General features: G+C 55.2%; 22 protein-coding genes and 1 tRNA gene. 9 read left to right on the top strand and 14 right to left on the bottom strand.

What is annotated here, in order from left to right:
* Positions 1-21 precede the first annotated feature (21 nt).
* Positions 22-471 (top strand): tetratricopeptide repeat protein, encoded by a 450-nt coding sequence (locus AC5DDB_RS28430; protein WP_491743153.1) that lies wholly within the window; start codon positions 22-24, stop codon positions 469-471.
* Here AC5DDB_RS28430 and AC5DDB_RS28425 read toward each other — a convergent pair.
* The 5 genes from AC5DDB_RS28425 to AC5DDB_RS28405 all read right to left on the bottom strand — a co-directional run bounded on the left by AC5DDB_RS28425 (position 465) and on the right by AC5DDB_RS28405 (position 5,110).
* Positions 465-1,619 (bottom strand): hypothetical protein, encoded by a 1,155-nt coding sequence (locus AC5DDB_RS28425; RefSeq protein WP_491743152.1) that lies wholly within the window; start codon positions 1,617-1,619, stop codon positions 465-467. The genes AC5DDB_RS28430 and AC5DDB_RS28425 overlap by 7 nt on opposite strands.
* A gap of 133 nt (positions 1,620-1,752) precedes the next feature.
* Positions 1,753-2,361: an ATP-dependent Clp endopeptidase proteolytic subunit ClpP gene (gene clpP / locus AC5DDB_RS28420; RefSeq protein WP_491743151.1), complete on the bottom strand. Its 609-nt coding sequence runs from the start codon at positions 2,359-2,361 to the stop codon at positions 1,753-1,755.
* Between the two features lie 153 nt (positions 2,362-2,514).
* A complete protein-coding gene (locus tag AC5DDB_RS28415) occupies positions 2,515-3,144 on the bottom strand; it encodes a ClpP family protease (RefSeq protein ID WP_491743180.1) in 630 nt (209 codons plus the stop codon).
* Positions 3,145-3,304: 160 nt separating this feature from the next.
* Positions 3,305-4,816 carry a trigger factor gene (tig, locus tag AC5DDB_RS28410; protein WP_491743150.1) on the bottom strand — a complete coding sequence of 504 codons (1,512 nt, stop codon included), beginning with the start codon at positions 4,814-4,816 and terminating at the stop codon, positions 3,305-3,307.
* 221 nt (positions 4,817-5,037) lie between these two features.
* Positions 5,038-5,110, bottom strand: a tRNA-Gly gene (locus tag AC5DDB_RS28405).
* A gap of 471 nt (positions 5,111-5,581) precedes the next feature.
* On the opposite strand from AC5DDB_RS28405, the gene AC5DDB_RS28400 reads away from it, so the two are divergent.
* Complete coding sequence (locus AC5DDB_RS28400) at positions 5,582-5,911, top strand: branched-chain amino acid aminotransferase (RefSeq protein WP_491743149.1); 330 nt, start codon at positions 5,582-5,584, stop codon at positions 5,909-5,911.
* Between the two features lie 322 nt (positions 5,912-6,233).
* Here the strand turns inward: AC5DDB_RS28400 and AC5DDB_RS28395 are convergent, their stop codons facing one another.
* The 3 genes from AC5DDB_RS28395 to AC5DDB_RS28385 form a co-directional block, all read right to left on the bottom strand.
* A complete protein-coding gene (locus AC5DDB_RS28395) occupies positions 6,234-7,040 on the bottom strand; it encodes a DUF3050 domain-containing protein (protein WP_491743148.1) in 807 nt (268 codons plus the stop codon).
* An 85-nt stretch (positions 7,041-7,125) separates the two neighbouring features.
* On the bottom strand, positions 7,126-8,172 hold the full coding sequence (locus tag AC5DDB_RS28390; protein ID WP_491743147.1) for an endonuclease V: 1,047 nt from the start codon (positions 8,170-8,172) through the stop codon (positions 7,126-7,128).
* Positions 8,173-8,186: 14 nt separating this feature from the next.
* Positions 8,187-8,873 (bottom strand): NAD(P)H-hydrate epimerase, encoded by a 687-nt coding sequence (locus tag AC5DDB_RS28385; protein WP_491743146.1) that lies wholly within the window; start codon positions 8,871-8,873, stop codon positions 8,187-8,189.
* 172 nt (positions 8,874-9,045) lie between these two features.
* Between AC5DDB_RS28385 and AC5DDB_RS28380 the strand changes: the two genes are divergently transcribed.
* On the top strand, positions 9,046-9,909 hold the full coding sequence (locus AC5DDB_RS28380; RefSeq protein ID WP_491743145.1) for an SDR family NAD(P)-dependent oxidoreductase: 864 nt from the start codon (positions 9,046-9,048) through the stop codon (positions 9,907-9,909).
* Positions 9,910-9,986: 77 nt separating this feature from the next.
* Positions 9,987-10,418, top strand: a complete 432-nt coding sequence (locus AC5DDB_RS28375) for a hypothetical protein (RefSeq protein ID WP_491743144.1) — start codon at positions 9,987-9,989, stop codon at positions 10,416-10,418.
* 155 nt (positions 10,419-10,573) lie between these two features.
* Here the strand turns inward: AC5DDB_RS28375 and AC5DDB_RS28370 are convergent, their stop codons facing one another.
* The 3 genes from AC5DDB_RS28370 to AC5DDB_RS28360 form a co-directional block, all read right to left on the bottom strand.
* Positions 10,574-11,479, bottom strand: a complete 906-nt coding sequence (locus tag AC5DDB_RS28370; RefSeq protein WP_491743143.1) for a DUF1559 domain-containing protein — start codon at positions 11,477-11,479, stop codon at positions 10,574-10,576.
* Positions 11,480-11,741: 262 nt separating this feature from the next.
* Positions 11,742-13,037, bottom strand: a complete 1,296-nt coding sequence (locus tag AC5DDB_RS28365) for a DUF1501 domain-containing protein (RefSeq protein WP_491743142.1) — start codon at positions 13,035-13,037, stop codon at positions 11,742-11,744.
* 106 nt (positions 13,038-13,143) lie between these two features.
* Complete coding sequence (locus AC5DDB_RS28360) at positions 13,144-14,985, bottom strand: DUF1549 domain-containing protein (RefSeq protein ID WP_491743141.1); 1,842 nt, start codon at positions 14,983-14,985, stop codon at positions 13,144-13,146.
* 233 nt (positions 14,986-15,218) lie between these two features.
* On the opposite strand from AC5DDB_RS28360, the gene AC5DDB_RS28355 reads away from it, so the two are divergent.
* The 3 genes from AC5DDB_RS28355 to scpB all read left to right on the top strand — a co-directional run bounded on the left by AC5DDB_RS28355 (position 15,219) and on the right by scpB (position 17,456).
* Positions 15,219-15,977, top strand: coding sequence for a Crp/Fnr family transcriptional regulator (locus tag AC5DDB_RS28355; RefSeq protein WP_491743140.1), 759 nt, complete (start codon positions 15,219-15,221; stop codon positions 15,975-15,977).
* A 228-nt stretch (positions 15,978-16,205) separates the two neighbouring features.
* Positions 16,206-16,604 carry a zf-HC2 domain-containing protein gene (locus AC5DDB_RS28350; RefSeq protein ID WP_491743139.1) on the top strand — a complete coding sequence of 133 codons (399 nt, stop codon included), beginning with the start codon at positions 16,206-16,208 and terminating at the stop codon, positions 16,602-16,604.
* Between the two features lie 36 nt (positions 16,605-16,640).
* Positions 16,641-17,456 (top strand): SMC-Scp complex subunit ScpB, encoded by an 816-nt coding sequence (scpB, locus tag AC5DDB_RS28345; RefSeq protein ID WP_491743138.1) that lies wholly within the window; start codon positions 16,641-16,643, stop codon positions 17,454-17,456.
* 129 nt (positions 17,457-17,585) lie between these two features.
* Here scpB and AC5DDB_RS28340 read toward each other — a convergent pair whose 3' ends face one another.
* Positions 17,586-18,008 (bottom strand): flagellar export chaperone FliS, encoded by a 423-nt coding sequence (locus AC5DDB_RS28340; protein ID WP_491743137.1) that lies wholly within the window; start codon positions 18,006-18,008, stop codon positions 17,586-17,588.
* A 33-nt stretch (positions 18,009-18,041) separates the two neighbouring features.
* Positions 18,042-20,780, bottom strand: coding sequence for a flagellar filament capping protein FliD (gene fliD, locus AC5DDB_RS28335; RefSeq protein WP_491743136.1), 2,739 nt, complete (start codon positions 20,778-20,780; stop codon positions 18,042-18,044).
* Positions 20,781-21,152: 372 nt separating this feature from the next.
* On the opposite strand from fliD, the gene AC5DDB_RS28330 reads away from it, so the two are divergent.
* On the top strand, positions 21,153-22,016 hold the full coding sequence (locus tag AC5DDB_RS28330; RefSeq protein WP_491743135.1) for a hypothetical protein: 864 nt from the start codon (positions 21,153-21,155) through the stop codon (positions 22,014-22,016).
* 84 nt (positions 22,017-22,100) lie between these two features.
* Here AC5DDB_RS28330 and AC5DDB_RS28325 read toward each other — a convergent pair whose 3' ends face one another.
* Positions 22,101-23,660, bottom strand: a complete 1,560-nt coding sequence (locus tag AC5DDB_RS28325) for a GNAT family N-acetyltransferase (RefSeq protein ID WP_491743134.1) — start codon at positions 23,658-23,660, stop codon at positions 22,101-22,103.
* 71 nt (positions 23,661-23,731) lie between these two features.
* Between AC5DDB_RS28325 and AC5DDB_RS28320 the strand changes: the two genes are divergently transcribed.
* Entirely contained in the window at positions 23,732-25,015 is a 1,284-nt protein-coding gene (locus AC5DDB_RS28320; RefSeq protein WP_491743133.1) for an MFS transporter, read from the top strand.
* The last annotated feature ends 277 nt before the right edge of the window (positions 25,016-25,292 follow it).

Here is a 25,292-nt window from a genome sequence, read left to right as displayed (position 1 = left end):
ATTTGACGACGGTCCTTTCTTATGTCTACCGCGAACGAGTTGTACGAATCCGGCCAACAGAAATTGAATGACGGCGATCGGCAAGCCGCAATCGCCGATTGGAAATCCGGCTTAGAACAAGACCCCGCTCATGCCGACACTCGCCGGGCTTTGGTTTCCGCGATGTATGACGACGGTAACGCGTTGAAAGCCGCCGGCGATTTGGAAGCCGCCGTGAATCGCTGGAAAGAGATCTTGGAGATTCAGGAAGATCACTCGCTGACCCACATGGCGTTGGGTGTCAATTTACAACGTCTCGGGCAATTCGACGACGCTATTCGACACGCCACGCGAGTGACGGAATTGGAACCCAACGATCCGTTTTCGTTCACGCAACTTTCGGTGATTTGCCAACGCTGCGGTCGAATCCAAGAGGCCGAGGACGCGATGGCCAGAGCACATGCGATCCAAGGTGGCGGCGGACCTCACTGAGTCTGTCGTTCCTCATCTTCGGACTCGGATGTCTTTTGCGAAGTCGGTTTCCAATCCGCGGACACGGCTGGTTTGTTGTCTTTCGGGTTGGAAACCGTCAATTCGACAGAGGCGGTTCCGAACGGATCCGGTGTCTCGGTTGGCATCGGAGCGAACGGAAGTTCAACCGCTTCGCTCGGCAGTTTTGCTTTCTCCAACGCGTCCAAGTGGACGGGGAATGGAGGTGCCGATTCCGTTGCAGTCTCCTCCTCTTCAAGTTCCGTTTCTTCGCTTGTGTCTTTCGGCTCTGAAAATTCTGAGTCGGTTTGATGGATCTCTACCGGAAGCTCCGCGACAAGTTCTATGGTCTTGGGTTCACTGAAAGCGGATGTCGGTTGCAATTCGGGATCGACAATTGCAACTTCTTTCACTGGCGCATTGAGAGGGAATGGCATCAGTTCGGGCTCGTCAGCCGCTTGTTCCGGCAACTCGGCTGGTGGAACCGGTGGCAAAGCCAATTGAGTTCGTGGCGCCGCCGAGCCTGATGGCGGTGTGATTTCAAACTGATGAGACGCTAAAAAGTCGCGACCATCTACTGTTGTGAGTCGCGCGTGCACGATCAGCTTGCTACCCACCGGAGTTTCTTGCCACGGCAACCGAAAAAGAAATCCCTGGGAAAGCCCTGCGTGCCAACGTTCCCGAGTTTGCTCTGCGGTGAAACTCCATCGACCGATCGGCTCACCGTCCTCATTCCGAGCAAAGTCCAGTAGCACAATGTCAACTTGGCCGGGCAGCTTGATCACTTCCCCGTCACTATCGAGGGGGTTAAGCAGAACGACAAACGCTTCATCACCGGGTTGGTTGTCGCGGTCAAGCCCACCCGTGAAGAGCTTGCTGATCCCGAGTTCCGACATCCGCACGAGCGGTCGTGTCTGTTCCGGAAGAAGTGCTGTTCCGGAGTGATTGACATGCCGAGTCCGCAGCAACTCCGTTTCCTCACGGGCAACGGCTAACTCCGAGCGGACGGCTCGCAGTTCATGCTGCAGAGCATAATACCGGTCTTCTTGTTGCCGCAACTCGGACTCCAAGAGTTCCACGTTGCCCCGTGAGGCGCATCCGCAAAACGCCAGCAGGAGTCCGTGCAGCAAGACGTACAGAGCGTACCTCATGTCGCGCCAGTCTGTGGTTGAAATTGGAAATTCGGAGAACGCCGAACAAGAGAGAGTGATCGGCGTGAGCTAAATATCGAATTTCAAAGATTCAATCAACCGCAGATTTGGGACACCAACAATACGCTTTTGATTACCCGTCGCTTGGCGGTGGAACTTCGAGGTGCTCGAGCACATTGTCGATCAGGCCGTACTCTTTGGCCTCTTCACTGGTCATGAAGCGATCGCGGTCGGTGTCGCGTTCAAGTTCTTCCAGATCCCGACCGGTATGCCGTTGGAGGATCTCGTTCATCCGACGTTTCACGCGGAGAACTTCTTTGGCGTGAATCTCCAGTTCCGCCGCGGTTCCTTCCATCCCCGCGAGCGGTTGGTGAATCATGATGCGGCTGTTGGGCAATGCGTTCCGTTTCCCGGAGGCACCCGCGGTCAGCAAGACGGCGCCCATACTTGCAGCTTGCCCGATGCAGTAGGTATTCACATCACAGGTGATGTACTGCATGGTGTCGTAAATCGCCATACCAGCGGTGATCGCACCACCGGGCGAGTTGACGTACAAGTGGATGTCAGCCTTGTCATCCTCGAACTGCAAGAACAACATCTGAGCCACCAAGCTATTGGCAACTTGGTCGTTGACTTGGCTTCCTAGAATGATGATCCGGTCCTTGAGGAGCCGGCTGTAAATATCCATGGCCCGCTCTTCGCGGCCACTTTTTTCAATCACGTAAGGAACGAGAACGGTCACTGGGGCTCCTCCCGTACCGGACTTGCCGGAATGGAAATGCAAATTTCACGCGGATCGATTCATGCATCCGCGGACAAAAACGGCTGAACCTGAAACGACAAACCATCTAGACCGAACATCGATTCTCGATGGCATTCATCGCTCGGCCGTCGATTATTCACTGTCTTTCTTGTTCTTCTCTGAACGGGTCAGAACCTCGTCGACCAAGCCGTACTCCTTGGCTTCATCCGCCTTCAGATATCGATCCCGGTCGGTATCGCGTGCGATGACATCGATCGGTTGCCCGGTGTGATGAGCCAGGACTTCATTGAGAATCTGACGGGTATCAATGATGTCTTTGGCCTGAATCTCGATATCAGAGACCTGCCCACCCACCTGACCGTATGGCTGGTGGATCATCATTTTGGAATGGGGCAGGGCGTAGCGTTTGCCTTTGGTGCCACCGGCGAGAATGATTGCGCCACCGCTCGCTGCCAATCCGACGCAGTAGGTGGCAATGTCGCATTCCAGAAACTGCATCGTGTCGTACATCGCCATTGTTGCGGTTACGGAACCGCCCGGCGAATTGACATAAAGATGGACATCCTGGTGACGGTTCTCACTCTGCAGGTAAAGCAGCTTCATCACGACCAAGTTCGCGACGGGGTCGTTGATCACGCCGTCGAGAAAAATGATCCGATTCTCCAACAGCAAGTCGCCGATGCCCATCTGCCGTTGGCGTTGGTAGTCGCCGCGTGCCCGAGCCATCGGATTGAACCGATCAACCGACTCCGCCCCCGACATTGCACCATCACCCGATAGCATCGGCCAGTGGCCGCTCTTAGGCTCCATCATCGCCACACGTCCTTCCTGCGAAATGATTCATATTCCTCGCCAGGAAGCCGGCCGCATATGACTGCAAACTGACGGCCTCCGGACGGTTCAAATTGACAGAACTGCGAGCTTACGCCGACCCCGGGAAAGCAGACTCAGCTTCGGTGGTTTGCGGAATCCCACCCTCGCTTGGCACATTGAACTGACCACAGACTGCGACTGGAATCGCTTCGACAGTGGATGGTTCAGCGACAGGTTCCGAATCGACATCCTTGAACTGGGCTTTCTCCAGCACAACGTCCACAGCTTTCCGCTCACGGATTTGGGCTTCGAGATTGTCCATCATGCCAGAGCGAATCATGCGGGTTCGCAGTCGACGAACATTCTCGCCCTGCTGCATCGCCATCATTTGGATTTCCCAATCGATCTCCGATTGAGCCACTTCGATGCCTTCGGTCTCGGCGATCTTGTCGAGCACAAAGTGCTCTTTCAACGCTTGCCGAGTTGTACTGACTGCATTCTGTCGCAACTCGTTTTCGCGACTTTGAATCTGAGCCCGAGTGAACCCGGCTTGTTGCATCTCGAGAATTTCGCGTCGCATCGCGTTCTCGACCTGTTTGCGAACCAAGTCTTCCGGCAACGACCAGTCGGCGGACTCGGTAATCTTCTCGAGCACCTGCTCGCGAACTCGTTGTCGCTGCTGGTAGGTCACCTGGCGTTCGAGCGTGCCACGAATCAGCTCCTTGAGCTTCTCGAGCGACTCAACTCCGACTTCCTCAAAGAAGGCGGCATTGAGTTCTGGCGAAACCATTCGCTCCACCTTACGGACAGTGAACTTCACCGTAACCGTTTCGCCCCGCATCTCGAGCGAACTAGCTTCCTGACTGACCGTAGTTTCGGTTTCCCGAACGTCGCCGACGGCAGCCCCCTTCATGAGCTCATCGAAGCCAGACACTTCCGCGTCATGGAATCGCAAGGTGGGGAGCAAGCGAATTCGCTGATCAGGACTCTTCCGCAACGGTCGGCCGTCATGCTCGAAAGCGATGTCCGCTCGAATGCTGTCGCCAGGTTCAGCGGCGGCATCTGAGTCTTCGAACTTGGCGAATTGTTCCAGGAACTGTTCCAAGTAAGCGTCGACGTCTTCGTCGGAAACTTCGTCGCTGGGTCGTTCAATCACGAACCCGGAGTAGTCCGGCAGATCGAAGGACGGTCGCACTTCCACTTCAAAGTCGTAAGTAAACGGGCCTTCTTCAGGAAGCTCAAGGCTTTCGATATCGATATCGGGCTGGTTGATCGGATCGAGTTGATCCTCGTCTTCCAACTGTTCCAAGCTTTGTAGCAACACATTGCGTTTGACTTCGTCGGCCAACTCCTTACGGAAGCGACGTTCGATCAACTTCCGAGGTGCATTGCCAGGACGAAACCCGGGAACGGTCGCCGACTTCAACAAGTCGCCCGTGGCGGCTTCGAAGAACTTTTCAATGTCTTGCCGAGGCACGGTCACACTGACGTGCTTCCGACACGGACCGGCATCGGTAATGTCGACATCGAGCGACAACCGGTTCGGGTTGGCTGTGGTGTCGATGACGGTGGTTTCCGTCGCGTCGGATTGATCGGCTGTGGGGGTGTCTGAATCGCTCATAACTGTTTCCTTCAAAGTTCTGGCCAGACTGTAGCTAAGTCACCCACAGGCTTTCAATGGTACCGCCGCGTTTCGCTGCCGGTATTTTCGAGTCAGATTCAGTGAGGGAACCGAATCGCTGCCTACTACGAGTGCGCAAACAAAAAAGACCACTCGACTCAGCGAGTCGGGCGGCTTTGACTAGGCCCACAGTTGCGGCCGTTTAGAAGTGTGTGACAAAGAGCGGGTGAAGAGACTCGAACTCTCGGCCTTCTGCATGGCAAGCAGACGCTCTACCAACTGAGCTACACCCGCGTGGTGGAGGTGATCACACCCCGCGTTGCCCGATTATGATTCAATCTCGCAGAGAGTCAACTGTCCGGGCTCGGATTTCAGAGGAATTTTTTTGACCCGTGGATTTCCTCACCGCTTTCGCGATGTCGCGGAAACACATCATGATGCCAAGATGCACCATTACCCGGAACCTCGTCGCTCCATTCACTTAACGACGAGTCTCTCACGATTGAGGCCAAACCGTGTAGTGAAAGGGCAACATGGACGCGATCACCACGTTAAAGGATCAATACACCGCCGTGATTTCCTGAGAATGTCGCAAGTTACGTTGCGCGCTGAGTTTGCGTCACTGCGTCTGCGGTGTTTGTTCAAGATTCTTATCAATCCTCGAGGTTTGGCATCTCGTCTGCTTTACATCTCATCATCAGCCAAGCAACGGCTGACACAAATCAAAACTTCGAGCAACCGACTCATCCGACAGAAAGCAGCACCATGATTAACCTCGCCATCTCACTACTTAACGACGAAGCCGGATTCATTGTCTCCGCAGAACTGATCCTGATTGCAACCATCCTGGTGATTGGGTTAGTCGTTGGTCTGTCCGAAGTGGCCTACAGTGTGAACGGCGAATTGAACGACGTGGGAGCCGCGATCGGTAGCATCAACCAATCCTACACCTTCGCCGGATTCCACGGCACGAAAGGCAAGTTGGTCGGCAGCAAGTTCCGCGACCACCGAGACGATGGCGACGGCCAACACGATATCTCTTGCGACTTCGGCCCACGTCCTGAAGGTCCCAAAGGCTCCGGCAAGAGCTACTAAGTCGAATGCCCTCAGCTCGAATTCTCACCGCCGCCCATGTTGGACTGACTCGAATCTCACCGCCGCTTTGACTGGACGTTGCCCGTCACTCACCGCTACTGCTCGCTGACCCGAGCCGTCCGCTGACCCCGGACGCATAGCAGGTTGCCCGAAAGTCCGCCTCCACCTGACCCGTGGAGGCGGACTTTTTTCGTTTCCGTCTGCTTGCCCGTAGAGAAGATGGCAAGCTGGGGTGTTTCACGTGAAACCATCCGAGTCGGCCGCTTGGAGTGGTTGGCCCGCTTGCGAACTCTGTTTCACGTGAAACGAGTAGAGAGCCACTTCACCGGGTTTCAGAACCCGTTGTCTGGCCTTCGAGAGCTGCGAGTACTCCATCCCATAAATCGATCCGGAGTTGAACCGCGGAAATCGCCGCCTCGGTGGCTTCCCGCCATGCTTGCTCACTTTCGCCGCACAAGCGGTTGACAAGCCGAATGGCCAAGGGACCGTGTTCGTCGCCATCGAGTTCGATGTGCCGTTCGAGGTAGTAAGCCAACCGTTGGACCGATTGATTTCCCGCCGGCAACGAACGAACCAACCGAGCGAACATCTCTGGGATGACATCTTCCCGTCCGAAGCAGAATGCAGCTGCGACTTCATGAGGACGGGCGGTCTCAGCGAGTTCCAAGTTCCGCAGCGTGAACTCGCGGGTCGTATGTGGAATGTCGATCTCATCCAACGCTTTCGAGGCCGACCATCCAGATCGAAGTCGCGACGTGAAGGTGTCAATCGGTTGCGTATCCGCCGCGAGTTCCCGCATGGCGAACTGGTAGAGTTCGAAATGGCTACAGTATCCACCATCGCCGTCCTCGTCGGTTTCTTCTCCGAGAACGATCTCGTTGACGAACCGGGCCAATTGCGGATCGGCGGGCGGAAGCCAGGGCAGGGTGGTACGGGTCACGTCGGCCTGCAACCGCTTCAACAACGACATAAAGTCCCAGACCGCGAACACGTGACTCCGCATGAAAACGCGGACCGCCCTCAAATCGTTGACCGCTTCATAAATGGGATGCTCCAGCAAGCGAGTTCGCACGGGAGCCAGAGCCGGTTCGATCGTCGACTCCACCGAGAAGCAATTCACCACACCCATGACACTGCAACCAATTCATTCCAAGCCTGAACGCTTCTGTTTCAATGACGGGATTGTAGGCGGATCACGTCAGCACGGACACGGACTACTGAAGTTTTTTTGCCTCCACTCGGCTCAGTGCATCGGCTTGATAGATCGGCTCTGGCAGACGGTGCCCATGGAATAACGCACCTGCAAGACGAGTGGCGTTGGCGAGGTCGATCCGATGTCCGGCGGACACGAAGACCGGGCGATTGTCATCTGTGGCTCGCATCGCTAGCCCGATTTGCTCGTCTCCGTCAAGAATCGGTTGCGCTGACTCCTTTGTGACGTGGTCGAGATTGACCCGCCCACAAAGCAGTTTCTTCCCGACACCAACGGTACGAATTCCCGCCCACACACCGAGCTGACACGCGATACCGGCTCGACGGGGATGCAAGCGTCCGTTGCCATCGACGAAGACCACATCTGCGATCGAACGATGATTTCGGACTTCGTCCAACAACGTCAACAGGACGGGAATCTCGCGGAAGGCGAGATAGCCGGTGATATAGGGGAACCGAACTCGCTGGCAAACCGTATGTGACCAGACGAGCTGACCGGTTGCCGTTTCCACAACCGCGTAACACGCCACCGCTCGACCATCGCCGACGTAGGACAAATCGACTGCTGCGATCTCATCGGGCGTTTGATGGTACGGTTCCTCAACCAACTCTCCCCGCAATTGTTCTTGGAACTCACGCAGTTTCGCCAGCGGCGATTCGGTCTGGAACTCGGTGAATCGGTAACGACCCAGGTCAACGATACCGTTGCGGACTTCAACCTCCTCACTTTCCAGCCGCTGTGACTTGGCTGCGTGTTCCGTAGCGGTGCGGTCTTCAGTGGAAATGCCGGGAACGACGTAGTACCGGCCGAGCTCTCCACTGGCCAGCACCACGCGGTGTGCCGGGAGTTCGCTCGCCCGTTCCGGTTTCAACAGAAACTCGCCAACCCAACGGGCCGCTTTGCGATCCCCTAACGCATTGGCCAAGTCTCCATAAGTCGTGACGCGACCGGCAGGCACCTGGCGTATGAGTTCCGACAAACATCGAAACAAATCCGGGATGTCTGGACGATCGATCTGATCACGCGTTCGAACTGAGGAATGTGTCATCGTGCGTGGAATCGTTAGAGCGACGCAGGGAGGGCGGCTTTCGGGGCACCGATGTCGATCACGCGAACCTCCCCCAGATACGGTTTCGCAACCGGCTGCGTGAAACCAAGTTTTGGTGCCACGAATGTGGCTGTGCGGTTCGCACGCACACATTCGCCCAGCGGTTCGCCGGTATCGCAGTCCATTCCCGAGGGTAAATCGACGGCCAATACAGACGCCCCTGACCCGTTGATGGTTTGGATCACGCTTCGAAACGGCTCGCGAATCTCCCCCTGCATGCCATTCCCAAGCAATGCGTCGACAGCCCAACTGGCCGCCGAAAGTTCATCGTCGAGTTTCGCATGATCAATTTCCCCGTCCCAGACTTCGATCGGGGTCCCTGACCGCTGCAGGATGTCGAGATTGATCGCGGCATCGCCCCGAATGTCCTCCGGGCGGGCGAACAAGAAGACTCGAACTAGAAGGCCACGGTTTTCCAGATGCCGAGCGATCACGAACCCATCGCCGCCGTTGTTCCCTTTTCCCGCACAGACAATAACATCCCGCGCAGTCGGATTCCTGGCTAGTTCGGTTTCCCATAGCCACTCCGCTGTGTTCCGTCCCGCGTTCTCCATCAACGCCACGCCGGGCATGCCATATTCTTCGATTGCCCGTCGATCGACGGCTCGAACTTGCTCGCGGCTGAGTGGTACTTGCATCATCGCCTCCACGAAACCCAATGACTTCCCAGGTGTCCATCGTACCAAACTCACTCTGCATCGCGTATCGTGGAGACAATTTGAGGTTGGCTCGTTCTGTCGGTTCCGCAGGCATCCTTGCCGTGTTAGGATGTGCCCGGAATCAATTGGGAGCACCACCACAAGGAGTCTCTGCTTGCTTGACACATACGCAGATCGCTGGGCCTTGGTGACCGGTGCGTCCTCTGGTATCGGAGCGGCGTTTGCACGGCGATTGGCGGCCCGCGGGATGCACTTGGTTCTCGTGGCACGTCGTCAAGAAGCGATGGAACAATTGGCCGCCGAACTCCACACTCAGCACGGCACCCGGTCGATCGTTATTCCCTGTGATCTCTCGAAGGCCGATGAGATCGCGCAGCTGGTCGAACAGGTGCGAAGTCACAAGATGCAAATCGAGTTGCTCGTCAACAACGCAGGTTTTGCATCGGTGGGGGAAGTGGAACGAACCGATCCACAGACCGTTCGAAATCTTGTTGACGTCAACATTCAAGCGGTGACGGAATTAACCTATCGATTCCTACCGGGCATGTTGTCGCGGGGACACGGAGCGATTGTGAACGTGTCGTCAGTTGCAGCATTTCAGCCTGTCGCATGGATGGGAGCTTATGCCGCCAGCAAAGCCTATGTGCTGCATTTCAGCGAATCGCTGTGGGCGGAAGTTCGGGATCGCGGGGTCACGGTGATGGCGTTATGTCCCGGCGTGACCGAAACGAGTTTCTTCGATGTCGCCGGTGTTCCGAACTGGCTCAAGAAACACTCCTCGCAATCACCGGATACCGTCGTTCGCAAGGCCCTCCGCGCGATGGAAAAACGACGCCTCTACGCGATCCCCGGGAAGATGAACTACATACGTTCGCTGCTAGTCCGATTCGCTCCGCGAAAGATGGTCGCCAAGCAAACGCTGGACTACTTTCGCCCCAAAGCAGAACCTGCGGTGGACAAGACCGAAGAAAAGTCACCGTCAGATCGACCGCAAAACGTCGACCGACACGGCGGATAAATTTCATTTCAGCGGCGGACGTTTTAACGTCGCCGGTAATTGGTAAGACTCGACAACTCAACAGGAGAACAGTGACGATGGCCTTTCGCGGGTTCGTATGGAGTGTGCTTGGTTACGGATTCATCACAATTTTCGCCGGTTGCGGAGCGTTCACCGCGAGCGAGGTTGGTGAAGTCTCCGGTACGATCACGCTCGATGACCGACCTCTTTCCGATGTGGAAGTGGCATTCGTACCAGTTGACGGTGGCAAAACATCCCTCGGTTATACCGATGAATCTGGTGCCTACGTTCTCATTTACGATGCTGAGCGAGACGGGGCCGAAGTCGGCAAACACACCATTCGCATCACTCGTGTTCAACCCGAAGAGCAAGACGGCGAACAACCCAAGCAATTTGAGAAACTCCCGGCGAGCTACAATTCCGAGTCGAAACTCACAATCGAAGTCAAATCCGGTTCGCAAACCATCGACATTCCCCTGAAATCCGAAGGGGAAGTTCCCGCCTTATAGGCTGCGGCTTGTTTAGAAGCCCCCGAGTCAGGACGCCGAGTTGCCTTCGTTTCAGTCCGACCGAAAACAAGAACAGACCCCGTTCCAATTGAAAACGGCCCCGGAAGTGTTTCCCGGGGCCGTTTATTAATTGACCGTTCGCAGATGAAACGTGATCAGTTCGAGATCACTTCGCCGCCATCGCGGGTGCTATGGGCACGGTAGTTTCTGAGGTCGATGTTCTCCGAGACGAACCGCGTCGAGCCGTCCACCATCAGAAAGTGACAACCGCCCGGATGATAGCTACCTGCTGCTTCTGCGCCACCAGAGTTGATGGGGTCGCCCCAAGTGGGGTCGGTTTCCATGCCGATCAGGTACTCGGAAATATCGGTCGGAGGATTGCTATCGCCACCCGCTGAGAAACAGTAGTGACGATCGCCACCAGGCATACTGGCCGACAATTTCGTTTGCACCTCACCGACGAAATAGGTGTTGGTTGTTCCATCGGTCACGTGTCGCATGCCGATTGCACTGTTCAAAAAGAACATTCCATCGCCCCGATAAGCGATGTCATTTTGGCCGTCAGTGTGATCATCGTTGAACGTGTTTGAACCGCAGACACCGTTATAGCAGCTAATCTGGTAGCCGCCTTGCCCGGAATAGTTCAAATTGCCGGTCGGGTGTGACGGACACTGAAACATGGTCAGGACCGTGTCTCGCCCCGCTAGACGTTGCTCGGTGTTCCCGGTTCCGCCACTGTCGGTGCCAATGACGTTCGAAACGGCATCGTAGAGATTGTTCTGCTCCAAGAAAGGCAGAATCTTGGAATGCCACGTCCAGCCATAACCGTAGTGCATGCTTCCGTTCCAATTCGTCAGGTTTCCGGCTGGAAACGCGCCATTGGTGTCATGATAGTTATGCAAAGCCAGGCCGATGTTCTTCAAATTGTTTTTGCACTCGGTACGGCGAGCCGCTTCTCGCGCCTGTTGAACAGCAGGCAGGAGCAATGCAATGAGAATTGCGATAATCGCAATCACCACCAGGAGTTCAATCAACGTGAACCCACGACGAGACGAAGTCATTTCAAACCCTTCTCAAAAACACGAAACACATTAGTCCAGAAAAATCGTTCAAAGAAAAAACGATGAGATTGCGAAGCGGACTCGATCGAATCCACATGGGTCGCGGTAGGATACTGACAGACAAACGAACCGCTGTCAAATCAACATCGCCCCATATCACGTATTGAACACATATTAATGAAGGCGACCAACGTCAAAAAGCCCGCAGATAGAATCGGCGGGCTTCTCACGTTTGAAGAAAGGGTTCAGCTTGCGTTACGTCCTAGAAGAGTTCGGAAACGGTTTCGCCTCCATCGACGATTTTCATCGGTCGGCCGAGCGGGCTGATGTTTTCGATACGTGGGTCAATTTGTAGTGAGTGACAGATCGAGCAGAACAAGTCTGGCACTTCGACGGGTCGGTCTTCGACCGAGGAACCATCCGGCGAGGAGGAACCGATCACCTGTCCGCCACGAACGCCGCCGCCGGCAAGCGCCGCATTGAACACGCGGGGATAGTGATCGCGTCCGGTTCGGGGATTGACTCGTGGGGTGCGACCGAACTCGCCCATCCATACGATGAGGGTGGAATCGAGTCGCCCCCGGTCTTTCAGGTCGGCAATCAGCGTTGCCAGTGCTGGATCGACTTGACCAGCCAACCCACCGATACGTTCGAAGTTGTCTTGGTGTGTGTCCCAGCCGCCTGAGACAACCTCGACGAAACTCACACCAGATTCCACCAAACGACGTGCCAACAAACACCCCTGACCGAACGGCGTGTTGCCGTACTTGTCGCGGAGCGATTGCGGTTCCGAAGACAAATCGAACGCTTTGGTCTGTTCACTCACGACCATTTGCGCTGTTTTGTCATAGATCCGCCGATGCTTCTCGACGACGTCTGCACCGCCTCGACCTGCGAATTCTTCTTCGAGTTCATCGAGTAAGCCGCGTCGACGATCGAACCGATCCCGCGTCACGGGCAGGGCGACGTTTTCGGGCAATCGGCCGGGTTGAGGCACGGCGAACGGTTCGTACTGAACTCCGAGAAAACCCGCACCAGCACCACCGATATTTCGCCCGCCGCCCACGGTCACAACCGCCGGCAAATCGAGATCGGGGTGGGAAAGCTGATGGGCAATGTTCGCGGATAAACTCGGATGCTTAACACTGCCCGAGGGAACATAACCCGTGTGGAGTTGATAAGTCGCCCGGGGATGGCTGCCCTCGCGATTGGTCATGGATCGAATGATCGCGATGTCATCCATCATTTTCGCGGTCTGCTCCCAGCCTTCGGCTATTTCAATGCCTTGGGTGGCAGTGCGAATCGCCTTTGTCGGTCCACCGTTTTCGGTGCCTGGTTTCGGATCGAAGGTCTCAAATTGACTCGGTCCGCCGGCCATCCATAGCAAAATCATCGAGCGATTTTGCTTCTGGAGTTCCCCAGCTTGGAGACTCATCCAATCGCGAAGATTCAACACGCCACCTGCCACTGCGGTTGCAGAAACAGTGTGTAGAAACCTCCGTCGACTGAAATTGAGCTTGCGATCCCGCAAGACCTGTTCGTGAAGTTGTGTCAGCATGATCGTCAGATCCCGTTAAAGAGTGTGTTTTGTATTCAAGAAAACAGGTGCAACGATGGATGCCAGTCACACCGTTTGACATGTAAAATTCCGCGGACAAACCGGACTAACGACGTGTCAGAAATTCGCTCGAGTTGAGCAAACTCCATAGCAGGTCTTCATAGGCTTCCGCGCGGTTGGCAACCTTCGCGAGATAGCGTTTGCCGATGCTCAATTCGTTGGCCGACGGTTCGCGAGCCAACACTTTCAAATACAGCTCCGCCAACGCGTCGTCGTCATTGGGAAATCGTTCCAGCAGACGACCGAGCCCCGTCTCGCCAGTGGCGCGAACGGCACGATTCACCTGCGGGGAGTTCATCAGATACAACGCTTGCGGAACATCGCCTGTCATATCCGCTTGGGGTGTCGAGGGATCGAAACCGAACAGATCGTTGAAGCCGTCTCGTGGCGTTCGGCGACGTTGATACAATCCGCCTCCACCTCCGCGAGACGCATCATTCGTCGGTTCTGCGGCATCGACCGCTTGCAGCACCGCCGAGAACAACTGGTCGGACCGCAAGCGAGTCGCACGTCCTGAAGCAAACGGCACCGCTGCATCGGCCGGGTTCTCGGGTCGAATCTGTCGGGCATAGGCCTCCGTCGCAGTGATCGTTTTGAACAACCAATGCAAGTCGTAATCGCTTTCGACAAAGCCGTTTGCCAAGATTTCCAAAGCTTCGGGATGTGTTGCGGAGCGTTCTGGGCCGATATCGTCGATCGGCATGTAGAACCCTTCGCCGAGAAGTTCCGACCAAATGCGGTTCACAATCGCCTTCGCCAGCCACGGATTCTTTGTGGCATCGGTTAGGGAATCTGCGAGTGATTCCCGACGAATTTCATCTGTCGCCCCCGGTCGCACCGCCTCAGCATTTACGAAAAAGACCGGGTCGGTTTTCTGTCCCTGGGAAGCGGGGTCATCCAGGTTCGGCATGTAGTGTTCGCTGGAACCACGCCCAGGCATTTGCGGTGGCGTGAAACTTTTCAGCTCGGTCAGGTTGATGGCTTTGTCTTTGTCGGCGTCGACCAAACTCAACAACCGATCAAAATTGCGTCCCAACGGAGAGCGTTCCACTTCCGATTTCTGCAACTTTCCATCACGATTGCGATCGAGGAAACGAAACATGCGTTCGGGATTTTCGGCGAAGAATGCCCGCCGACGGTCGTTCTGAGGTGAGACTGACACGACTTCATACGAAACCAAACGGTCGCCTTCGCGTTTTGGACGGAGTTGAATTCGGGGAAAGAACGCCGCCAATTCATGGAATTGTTCGCGTTTCCACGAGTCCGTTGGATGATCGTGACAGTTCGCACATTGAATTTGAATGCCGAGAAAAATCCGCGAAACTTCCGACGCCACTTCTTCGGCCGTCGCTTCTTGGGCGAAGATTAACCCGGTTGCTCCGTTTTCTCGCACGTCGCCGGTAGCCGTGATGATCTCGCGGGCGATCTCATCCCAACTGGTGTTCTGAGCCAACTCCGATTCCATCCACTCGGTGAACGCCGCTTGCGCCAAGTTGGCTCGCTGATTCGTGGCTCGGCTAAAGACGACATCACGCCAATATCGCGACCAGTTCTCCGCATACTCGGACGAGTTCAAAAGCTGCTCGACAACTCGCTGACGCTTCTGGCTATCAGGATTGAGACCGAACAATGTGACTTCGCGAGCGGTGGGAAGTTTCCCCGCCAAATCGAAAGACACGCGACGCAGGAAGTCTTCATCCGAAACCGGGGGAGCCACTTCGACCCCCTGCCGTTCGAACTCGGCGTTCAGTAACCGATCGACATCCGCTGCCGTCCTCACAGCATCAGGGCTTTCGGTTTCCCCTGCGAGAATGCCGCCAGGAATCACAATCGCAATCCCGAGCAGCCATGAAGAAAACCAACTGTCGTTGTTGAACAACCTGGTCATGAAATCGACTTTCCGAAGAATTTCAAATGGGACTGGCGAGTTGTGAAAATCGGTCGTATTGCCATCTATGAAACCCCGTTCCCCACCGTGGGGTTTCGAAAAAAATGACTCAAGATGGGATTCGTATCAGCCGACGACCGGTCGGAATTACTTGTCGAGATGCGACGCGTTGGTTAAGGTGCGGGTGGATTCCGCATTCCCGACCGGCGTTGCCGGATCGCAGGGACACGTTTATGGATCAGAAGTTTTGGTTCTTGAAGAACTGTGATTTGTTCCGCCGCCTCTCGCCCGAGCAGATCGAGCAAGTCGAGTCTCGCTCGCGGGTTCGCGAGTTTCAACGGGGTGAAGTGATCTACCTTCCCTCGGATGCCAGCGATTCCCTCGTGCTGCTGACGAGTGGCCGAGTGAAGATTTACCACCTCACTGCGGATGGTAAAGAAGCCGTGATCGGGTTGATCGACCCGGGCGAGCTGTTCGGAGAATTGGCTGTCTTCGAGAACGGGCCGCGTGAAGAGTTTGCCGAAACGATGGAGAAATCGACGGCGGTTCTCATCCCGAGCACTATTGTCCACCAACTCATGCACGACCACCCGACTGTCACGTTGGGTGTCACAAAACTCATGGGTCTCCGCCGACGACGGGTCGAACGTCGGTTGAAGTCGTTGTTGTTCCGTTCCAACCGCGAGCGCGTCGTCTGCCTGCTTTTAGAGTTGGCCGAGAAATACGGCCAGGCCACAACCGATGGTGTTCGACTGTCGATTCGGCTATCACATCAAGAGTTAGCGAACATCATCGGCACCACTCGCGAGTCCGTTACGATGCTGCTCGGCGAATTGCAGAGCGAAGGCATGATCACCATCGAACGACGGCGAATCATCGTCCGAAACTTACGACGATTGGCGGATTCGATCGGAGCGGTACCGCCGGAACTTCCATCGCGAGACGATCTCGAAACCTGTCTTTATCACCAAGTCCGTGCTCAATCCGGATAGACCTTGGCGTGTTCTGCGGGGTCATTGGTCGTCGTGGAAATGTCGCGGTCGTCTGCCGACCATCAACCCAAACCGCAACGTTCTCAAGTAAACTGCTCTTCCGAGCTAAAAATGTAATCTGTCTTACAGACAAGTCTTGTTACGAGTGTTACTCTGAAATCACTTCTGGCAAGTCCTGCCAAATCGATCAAGTCGCCGAAGAATCACCGTCTATCTGAATTCAATATCATGAGTGAATGGAGCAAATGTCCGCGTGGCGAAGTGGGTCAACTGGTCCGCAATTTGCGACGTCGACACCAAAAACAAATTTGGTTACAGTCCGCGGGAATCACTGCGGGACTGCTCCTGATGATTGGTATCGCCGGTTGGTGGTTCCAGTCGGAATCCCATCCTAAGTTGGCCTGTCGGGAAGTTCGCGAGTTGACGAACCAGTTTGTCGCCGGTGAATTGGACGAGCAATTTAACCAGCGCATGGTCGTTCACCTCAAGCGTTGTCCGCGGTGCGTCGAGTATGTGCAACGAGAACACCCCGGTTTTCACGTTCCACTCATCGAAAGCGACAATCAGAATCACGCAAGCCGGACGCATATTGCCGCCCCATTAACGGCGGCGATGCCGACCCGGTGAGTGCAATGAATCTCGATCTGCGAAAAGGACTTCGCAATGGACGAGTCAAGCCAAGCTGATATCGACGAAGACTTCGTCGACGATTCCCCCGTCGATGAATTGGATGAAGCCTATCTCCGCGCGGTAGAAACGATCGATACCATCGAGGCGGAATTGCCGGGGTTGGAGTCCGACGAACAAGACGAAGCGGATGACGTTGGCTCGCTCAATGATTTTCCCGGTTTTCAGGCCCCGGCATCGGTCGAAACCGGGTCGGAAGAATCCGCTGCAGAACCGGACTCGTCGCAGGAGGAATCGGAGGAAACTCCTGATGTCATACCGATCGGTCCGCGGTTGCAGGCTCAACAAATTTTAGAAGCCGCTTTGTTCGTCGGGGGCGAACCGCTGACCTCGAAGAAACTCGTCGGTGTGTTGGGCGATGGTTTCGATCGGGATTACGTCGAACATGCGTTGCACGAGCTCAATGTGCTGTATGACCAAGAGCGACGACCGTACGAAATCACGCTGGTCGAAGGCGGGTGGATCATGAAACTCCGCCACGAATACGAACCGATTCGACACAAAGTTTACGGCTATGGACCGAAAGAAATTCGTCTTTCGCAGGAAGCGATCCAAGTGCTTTCGTTGATCGCGTATCACCAACCGATCAGCAAAGAGGAAGTCGAAAAGCATCTCGGCAGCCGACCGAACGGAGTGCTCAGCCAACTGCTGCGTCGTGAGTTGATCCAACTCAAACGCGATCCCGAAGATAAGTCGAACGTCAATTACGAAACGACCTCACGCTTCCTGCAACTCTTTGGACTCGGCAGCCTTGCGGAGTTGCCCCGTGCGGGTGACCTCTACTTCAAGTAGATTGGTTACGTTTTGCGCACGGCCGTGTCCAGTTTGGACACATCTCAACTTTCAGAATCGACACCCGCGCACGAAAAAACCGCCGAGTTTTCGTTCGGCGGTTTTTGACGACTTGTTCGTGATCGGTCTTCATGCACTGCGATTGAGTCGCACCGAGTTACCATCTGTCGGAGTCCCGGCCTTGCTCATGACTTGGCCCAATTCCTGCCAAGTTTGACGGTGTTCCGACAACACGCGAATGGCCGCCTGAAGCTTTTCGGCATCGCAATCCCGCTCAGCTTCGGCCAAGTTGCGAAACACGAAAACGAACAATGCCTTCATCGATCCGACCAGTTCGGGAGCGGAGTCCTCACGCAACCCACTGATCAACTCGGCGACAAATTCCCGACTCCGTGTGCAGGCGACAGAAACGACTTCCCGATCCGGCTTCGAAATCGCGGCTTCGGCTTGGTATGCAAAACGTAACGCTGCATCGACAACCATCTGATGCAATCGATATGGAGATGCCGTGAGAACTTCCGTCGAAAGATATTCGGTAGACTGGTTGGTCATTAATGACTCGCAGATTGGAAATGTTGAGTAGAACTACGAATTGGAGGACTGTTGCAACCCGACCGGTTGGAACGCAGCTAACGCCTGTTGCTGATTGTTCAACGTCCCCAGAATGGATTCCATATTCGTAAACTGAATCAGAAGTCGATTCCGTTTCACTTCGAGAATTTCATTCAAATCGGCGATCCGTTCATTGGCAGCGTCGATACTGGCTTGGACGGCGTCGGTGGCCGTTTTGAACGTGCCATCGACAGGGTCGGTCAACGCTTTCAACGCCGCCTCGGCCTGAACACCGAAACCCGTTTCGTCTCGCAGAAAGAAGTCGGCCACACCGTCGGGATCGTCGGTCGCCACCTCACGGAACTCATCGACGTCGAACGAAAGTTTTCCGCCCGTCGAAATTCGCACGCCGACGTCATTCAATTGGCGGATTGTTCCGTCATTGTTGAAGCGATCGTTGAGCAAGTTGCTCAATCGTTGTTGCAACCGCAACGCGAACGAATTCCCTTGCAACACGCCACGCGAGTTCGTCGACGGTTCGAACTTCGTCAGTTCACCGAGAATCGTGACAAGGTTGTTGTAGGTGTCGACGAAGTTTTGAATCGCTTCCGCCGGACGGGACACATCGCGGGTGATGCTGATCGTGGAGCTTGTTTCCGAGGCGGCAACTGTAGTGACATCGAGCCCGGTGACCACGTCTTCAAACTTGTTCGTTTCCGACGTGACGAGAAATTCCTGGCCAGCCCCCGAAGTGACCGCCAATAACGCATCACGACCAACCGCCGTGGTTTGGAAAGCGATATCGATGCCGGTGGAATTCACCAGTAACCGGGATGAATCGCCGGTCGTCGCCGAGCGAACTTCGAGTCTCACCGGGTTGAAGGGGGAACCATCATTGATCAAGCTCGCCGTGACGGTCCCCGAAAACGTGTTCAATTGCTCGACCAGATCGGCAACGGTTTCTTCGCCAGTCAATTCGATGACAACTGCCTTGCGACTAGAAATCGTTTGATTGCCGTTGCCGTCGTCGCCCACGCTGCCGGTGAGCCGCAGGTCTTCCGCGGTTGTCCCGTCGCCGGATTGCTCGATGGAAAGTGTGCCTTCACCACCGGCATCATCGACAATCACGAACCCGTCGCCGGTGTCATTCAGTCGTGCTGTAACAGAAATTCCTTTGGCAGCGTTGATCCGGTCGATCACATCGCCGATGGTTTTGACCGTGGAGTTGATACTGACGATTGCCTCTTTGCCGGCGGAGTCAGTAATCAAAATCGAACCCAACCCGACCGATTTTCCGTCGGGTGCGTACGTCGAGAGCGACGTGGCTTCATTGACCGACCGCAGATTGAGTTGCGCCGACTCGACGGTTGTGCCGTCGGTATCCGTGCTGATTTTCAGATCCGCGGCGAGGCTGCCGTTCAGGTCTGAGATAATCAGATTCGACGCGGTGCTTCCCGAAGTATCGGTGATGATGATGCCCGTTCCGGCGGCGTCGATTTCCGCGCGAAGTTGGAGGTCGACATCTCCGGTGCTTTTGGCATTGTTGATGGCCGAAAGCACTTCGTCGAGCGATTCCGCTGTGCTGAGATCAATGTCGGCGGTTGTGCCGGTGCGGTCGGTGATTTGGATGGTTCCCGCCGTCACGCCATTGCCGCCGTTAAGATTCCGCAGCAACACCGAACCGGGACCGGCGGTCAAACTATTTCCGGTAAGCGTTGTCCCGCTGGCAGTTGCATCGAGCCCGAGTTGTCTCACAACCGATGAGGAACTCAGGTTTTCCACAGATAATTCGCTACTGCCTCCGCCTCCAGTGAGGTCTTCGAGTTGGAGGCGACCGTTGACCAATGACGCAGACACACGTCCTTCGTTGTCTTCGTGATCGTTGATCAGCGAAACGACATCGCCGATCGTTGTGGCATCATCGAGGTTGATGTCGAGAGTCGAGTCGTCCGTCAACCGGATGCGGAAGTCGGCAGCCTTGGAACTAAGCCGCAAACCGTTTCCATCGTTGATGTAGTCGAGAGTCATCCCCTCGAAAACGTTGAAGACTTCGGCACCTGTCAAAGTATCGCCGCTGGCGGACCCATCCAAACCGAGACCGGCAACCGTTTGTCTTAGACCGACATCAGAAATTGCCAACGTACCGCTACCGCCGGACGTGTCTGTTAGGACGAACCGTCCATTTGCAACAGAGGCGGTGATCGAAATATCGGATTCCGAGTTGACGGCCGAGAGCACATCTTCGACGGTCGTCGCTGTACTCAGATCGACCTGAGCTGTCGCTCCGCTCCGATCGGTCAGTTTGATCTTCCCCGGCGAGATTCCCTCGCCTTCGTTGAGCAAGTCGAGCGATGCCGGCGGACTCAGTGAACCGCCAGTGCCAAGGACAAGAGTGCCCGCGTCTAACTTCTGGTTGGCACTCGAGAAACCACCGCTCAGTAACTGGTGAGCCGACGCCGTCCGCACCGTACGAAAACCGTAAGTTCCTGCGGAAACGGCTTCCCGATCGGACTGAACTGTCAGTTGGCTCGTGTCGGAGTTGGTCGTGGTGAACGAGCCGAAGGTGCTTTCAGACTTTAGCCGAGTCCCCGACAAACTCAGCGAAAGGACACTGGCCTCCAAAGCATTGTAGGCACTTGCGGTTTCTTGGAATCCGGCGACACGCGCTTCGATGATGTCGACGCTACGAGTCTGCGCAGAGACGAGCGCTTCGATAATCGCTTTCGTATCGATCCCACTGACGAGACCGATTCCGGCGGAAATTGTAGACATATGGGGAAAATTTCCTCAATGGAATGAGGTGCCGATTCCTCCGGTGGACATGAAGCTAACGGATCCTGCCAAGTCTTTCGGTTGTTTTGACTTCATCTCATGAGTCGGAATCGAAGGGTTTTCCCAACTTGCGAAAACTTCCGGGAAACGCAGGATCGAACCGAATGTCATTCTGGATGGGTTTCTGCGGATTATCCGGATTACATGCATTGCGCGGGCATCTCGTCGGCATAGCTCGAAAAACGGTGACTTGCAAATTGACTCTGGGGGATCTGCACCTCTACGGTGAAAAGAGTGCTGAGTTTTCGCATTAGAAGAGCCGTGCGGGCCACGCTGATTTTCCGACCCTAGATGAACCGTAAGGTGCCGACCATGTTTCTGCCTCATCGTGACCGATTTCTCGCTTGGGCGTGTCTGTTTTTGATTGGCGGGACAGCTTCCACCGCCGTCGGTGGCGAAGTTTGCGAATCTGATTGCGTGGAGCAACTTCCCCACGCTCAAGCTCGTTTCGAGCACGTTCGTGACGCCAACGGTGAACCATGGAAAGTTTTGATCGTCCCGCGAGTGTTCAACGTCGTCACCGGCAACGCAAAACCCGAGACTCCAAAAGCGATGGCCCCTGCACCGGAAGAGTCCGCGAGTTTGCCACAGATCAAGGGCGAACTCACTTGGATATCGACCGAGAAGCAACCGGCGGTCGCACAAGATTTAGCAGACGCAATCGCCCAAGCTCCTGAACCATCTGCAACCGAAGCGGTTGAGCGCGATGAAGCCGTCCTCTCGGAATCTGAGTTGCCGACGATCGTGCCGAATGAGTCGTTGGCTTCGCTTCCGACCCATGTTGACGCCCGCAACTACAAGCGAATCTACCGAACGATTCCGTTCATTCGCAGCGAGTACGAAGCGAATCCGTCTTACCGTCATGAAGCGACGATGGAAATCCTCTTTGGACAACTCCGACCACAAGTGAACGTGAAGCAACCCGTGTCGTTGTCGCACCTGTCGCGGACGGTCGCACCGGTTCCATCACGGTATTTGCCGCAGTTCCGAAGCTTCTACAGCACCGGTCTATACGGCAATGGCCTGTTCCGTGACGGATACACCGTTCTTGGAGCCGGCGGTCCGTTCTACCGACCATGGGGAATTGGCTACCCGGGAGCTTACAATACACTGCCACCATACTTTTCCACCTATGGCGGATACGGTGCTCAACGATTCCTCGGATGGGGTTATTAATAGACCAACCGCAAGATAAAAGCTAACGGAGGACAAGCGTCGATTGTTCGCGTTCCTCCGTTTTTCGTTTTCCATCCTTGCTGTTTAGACTTCGTGCTGCTCGTCGAGTTCATTGTAGACCACACGATACAGGCTCGTGAGACGGTCGTTCCAATTCTGAACGCTGCCGGAAATCTTGTGACGTCGGAGCACTTCCAAGTCGACGTCGTCCATCACGAACGTTTCGATGTTCGGGTTACATTCGGCTCCGACGCCATCACGAGGAAATCCGACGTCGGCCGGCGTATATATGCCAGACTGGGCATAGTGGATGTCCGCGTTCTCCACAAATGGCAGATTCCCCGTGCAACCGGCAATCACCACATAAACGTGGTTTTCGATGCACCGCGCCTGAGCACAAATCCGCACGCGGAGATACCCTTTGACCGTGTCCGTATTAAACGGCACGAAAATAATCTGTGCCCCCTTCGATGCCGCGATCCGCACAAGCTCGGGGAACTCGATGTCATAGCAAATCAGCATGGCCACCCGACCACAGTCGGTATCGAAGACATTCACTCGATGACCCGGTGAGACCCCCCACCACTTCCGTTCGCTGGGAGTGATGTGCAATTTGTATTGTTTCTCGATCGAACCATCCCGACCGAAGAAAAATGCGACGTTATAGAGCTGTTCGTCTTCGAGAATGAACTGCGATCCGCCAATCAAATTGACGTTGTACTTCACCGCACACTCAGCAAAAAATTCCAAGTACTGCGGAGTAAAGTCCGCTAACTGTCTGGCTGCTAGTCCGGGGCGTTTTGCTTTCACGCACGACAGAAGTTGCGTTGTGAACAACTCGGGGAACACGACGAAGTCACAGTGGTAATCAGACGCGGCATCCACGAAGTACTCGCACTGTTGGGCGAAATCTTCGAAGCTGCTAATCCGACGCATCTGATACTGTACGGCGGCCAAACGCACGGAGTGAACCGCGCGATGGCTGCGTCGTCCTTCCGGCGGCGTGCGATCGAGGTTCCGCCATTCGAGGAAAGTTGCATACCCTCGCGACGCTTCATCATCCGGGAAATAGCTCGGAATCAAGCCCTGGACCGCGAATTGGTTAGCCAATTGAGCGGTCAAGACGGGGTCGTGAAGTTCTTTGTTCATCACCCGCTCGACGTACTCGCGAGCCCCCATTTTATCCGCATGTTTGTGGTACCCCGGAATGCGACCCGCGACGATGAACCGATCGAGATTCTTCTTGTGACACAACTCTTTGCGAGCGTCGTACAACCGTCGCGAAAGTTTCATCCCGCGATACTCGGGATCGACCATAATCTCGATACCGTACAACGTGTCGCCATCGGGCGTGTGATTCCGGATGTATCCGCCGTCGGCGATCTTTTTCCAGTCGTGCCATGCGAGATTCGGTTCGTAGTTCACGATCAAACTCGAAGCCGACGCCGCAATTTTCCCATCGATCTCGATGACCAATTGCCCTTCGGGGAAGATCGACAACTGACTTTCGATCTGATCCTTTTTCCAAAGCGACATATTGGGAAAACAGCGGGTCTGCATGGCGATGAGTTCGTCAAAGTCATCTATCGTCATCTGCCGAATGCGAACGTCCCATTTGTAATCACTGAGATCGACTGGTTCCATGTTCTTCAAGTTTTCTCTATAAGTTGTGGTCGCGTCGAAGTCCGTTGCCTGCCGCGAGGTTGTTGATTGTCGTGCATTCTCTCAAATCCTCCGCCAGTCGGAAAGTATTATTCGCCTGTCTTTATTTCAGCGAAGGTGCGCCGATCGGTTTTCTGTGGTTAGCCCTGCCCACGCGACTCCGCAGCGAAGAGGTCCCCATCGAACAGATCACCTGGCTGACAGCCGTTTTGGTGATTCCGTGGACCTTCAAGTTTCTTTGGGCACCAATCTTAGACGTGCTGCAATCTCGTCGATGGACACGTCGCCATTGGATCGTGACCGCACAATCGGTGATGGGGATCGCACTGGTTCCACTGTTGGTCCTCGACCCGGTGCAGGATTTTCACTGGATGGCCGCCGCATTACTGATCCACGCTTTCGCCGCCGCTACGCAGGATGTGGCGATTGACTCCCTGTGTATCGCCCTCACCGAACCGCAGGAACGTGGCGAGATCAACGGTTGGATGCAACTTGGCATGTTGCTCGGTCGGGCAGGTCTCGGTGGTGGTGCTTTGTGGCTGAGTCCCCGAATCGGCGATGACGCCGTCGTCGGTTTGTTGATTCTCGCGACCACGTTTTCCATGGCACTCGTAATTTTCCTTGCTCCGACAGCCCCCAAGACTTCGTCCGCACAAAAATCCGAGAACCAACTCAAGCGGATGTGGGATTCGTTGCGACTCGCCTTAGGTGAGTTCCGTACTTGGTTGGGTTTGCTTTATGCGTTTCTCGGCGGAGCAGCGTTCAAAGCGTTGGAGGTTGTTTACGGACCGTTCCTGATCGATCGCGGTTTCACCGAAGCGGAGATCGGCGAGTTCGCCGCGTTGCCGATGATCGGATTGATGGTGCTCGGTGCCCTGCTCGGCGGACGACTTTCCGATCGATTCGGTCGCCGGGCGTTCGTGGCATTTTCGATGCTGTGGATTTGCGTGGCCGTTGTCGCCCTCGCGTGGAGCGATCGCTACTACCTCGAAATGCGTGGCAACCATCTGCTGATCTGTCTCGCCGCCGCCGCATTTGGGATCGGCCTGTTCACGTCATCCAGTTACGCGATGTTCATGGACATCACGAACCCCGCCATCGCCGCCACCCAATTCAGCGCCTACATGGGCATGACCAACGGCTGCGAATCCTGGTCCACATTCGCCGCCGGACAAATCATCGCAGACTCCGGTTACTCACTCGCCTTCCTCGTGATGTGTGGCGTCTCGTTGGCGGCGTTGCCGTTGTTACTCGGATTGGCCCCGGAAACGCAGCAGCAAACGGACGAAGTCAACAAAAATGAAGCGGTAGGGTGCGTCGAGACGCACCGCATTTGACGAACGCCCCCGACGCGACCTACATTGGCCGAAAATAAGCGCGAAGACCTGGTGCGTTACGTACGATTGTGCATTTGTCAGATTACGAGAGACACAACCTATCACAAAGAAAGAAGTTGTGTGCCACTGCTAGCTCGTCTAGCAGTGCGAGTCACCAGCCGTCCGAGAGTCGCTAAAACACTGCTGGACAAGCCAGCAGTGCAGGAAATTGCATGTATTAAAGACAATATTACGTAACATGTAATGCAGTTTATACTTGGGTGGCATGCCCACCGTT

Source organism: Thalassoroseus sp. (assembly GCF_984380535.1).
Note: the sequence above shows the minus strand (reverse complement) of the source record. Positions and strands in the feature narration are given on the sequence as shown.

Bases quoted from the DNA above. Each gene is read 5' to 3' on its own strand.
- AC5DDB_RS28430 (WP_491743153.1), top strand. From the start codon at position 22: ATGTCTACCGCGAACGAGTTGTACGAATCCGGCCAACAGAAATTGAAT.
- AC5DDB_RS28425 (WP_491743152.1), bottom strand. From the start codon at position 1,619: ATGAGGTACGCTCTGTACGTCTTGCTGCACGGACTCCTGCTGGCGTTT.
- AC5DDB_RS28415 (WP_491743180.1), bottom strand. From the start codon at position 3,144: ATGTCGGGGGCGGAGTCGGTTGATCGGTTCAATCCGATGGCTCGGGCA.
- tig (WP_491743150.1), bottom strand. From the start codon at position 4,816: ATGAGCGATTCAGACACCCCCACAGCCGATCAATCCGACGCGACGGAA.
- AC5DDB_RS28400 (WP_491743149.1), top strand. From the start codon at position 5,582: ATGATTAACCTCGCCATCTCACTACTTAACGACGAAGCCGGATTCATT.
- AC5DDB_RS28395 (WP_491743148.1), bottom strand. From the start codon at position 7,040: ATGGGTGTGGTGAATTGCTTCTCGGTGGAGTCGACGATCGAACCGGCT.
- AC5DDB_RS28390 (WP_491743147.1), bottom strand. From the start codon at position 8,172: ATGACACATTCCTCAGTTCGAACGCGTGATCAGATCGATCGTCCAGAC.
- AC5DDB_RS28385 (WP_491743146.1), bottom strand. From the start codon at position 8,873: ATGATGCAAGTACCACTCAGCCGCGAGCAAGTTCGAGCCGTCGATCGA.
- AC5DDB_RS28375 (WP_491743144.1), top strand. From the start codon at position 9,987: ATGGCCTTTCGCGGGTTCGTATGGAGTGTGCTTGGTTACGGATTCATC.
- AC5DDB_RS28370 (WP_491743143.1), bottom strand. From the start codon at position 11,479: ATGACTTCGTCTCGTCGTGGGTTCACGTTGATTGAACTCCTGGTGGTG.
- AC5DDB_RS28365 (WP_491743142.1), bottom strand. From the start codon at position 13,037: ATGCTGACACAACTTCACGAACAGGTCTTGCGGGATCGCAAGCTCAAT.
- AC5DDB_RS28360 (WP_491743141.1), bottom strand. From the start codon at position 14,985: ATGACCAGGTTGTTCAACAACGACAGTTGGTTTTCTTCATGGCTGCTC.
- AC5DDB_RS28355 (WP_491743140.1), top strand. From the start codon at position 15,219: ATGGATCAGAAGTTTTGGTTCTTGAAGAACTGTGATTTGTTCCGCCGC.
- AC5DDB_RS28350 (WP_491743139.1), top strand. From the start codon at position 16,206: ATGAGTGAATGGAGCAAATGTCCGCGTGGCGAAGTGGGTCAACTGGTC.
- scpB (WP_491743138.1), top strand. From the start codon at position 16,641: ATGGACGAGTCAAGCCAAGCTGATATCGACGAAGACTTCGTCGACGAT.
- AC5DDB_RS28340 (WP_491743137.1), bottom strand. From the start codon at position 18,008: ATGACCAACCAGTCTACCGAATATCTTTCGACGGAAGTTCTCACGGCA.
- fliD (WP_491743136.1), bottom strand. From the start codon at position 20,780: ATGTCTACAATTTCCGCCGGAATCGGTCTCGTCAGTGGGATCGATACG.
- AC5DDB_RS28330 (WP_491743135.1), top strand. From the start codon at position 21,153: ATGTTTCTGCCTCATCGTGACCGATTTCTCGCTTGGGCGTGTCTGTTT.
- AC5DDB_RS28325 (WP_491743134.1), bottom strand. From the start codon at position 23,660: ATGGAACCAGTCGATCTCAGTGATTACAAATGGGACGTTCGCATTCGG.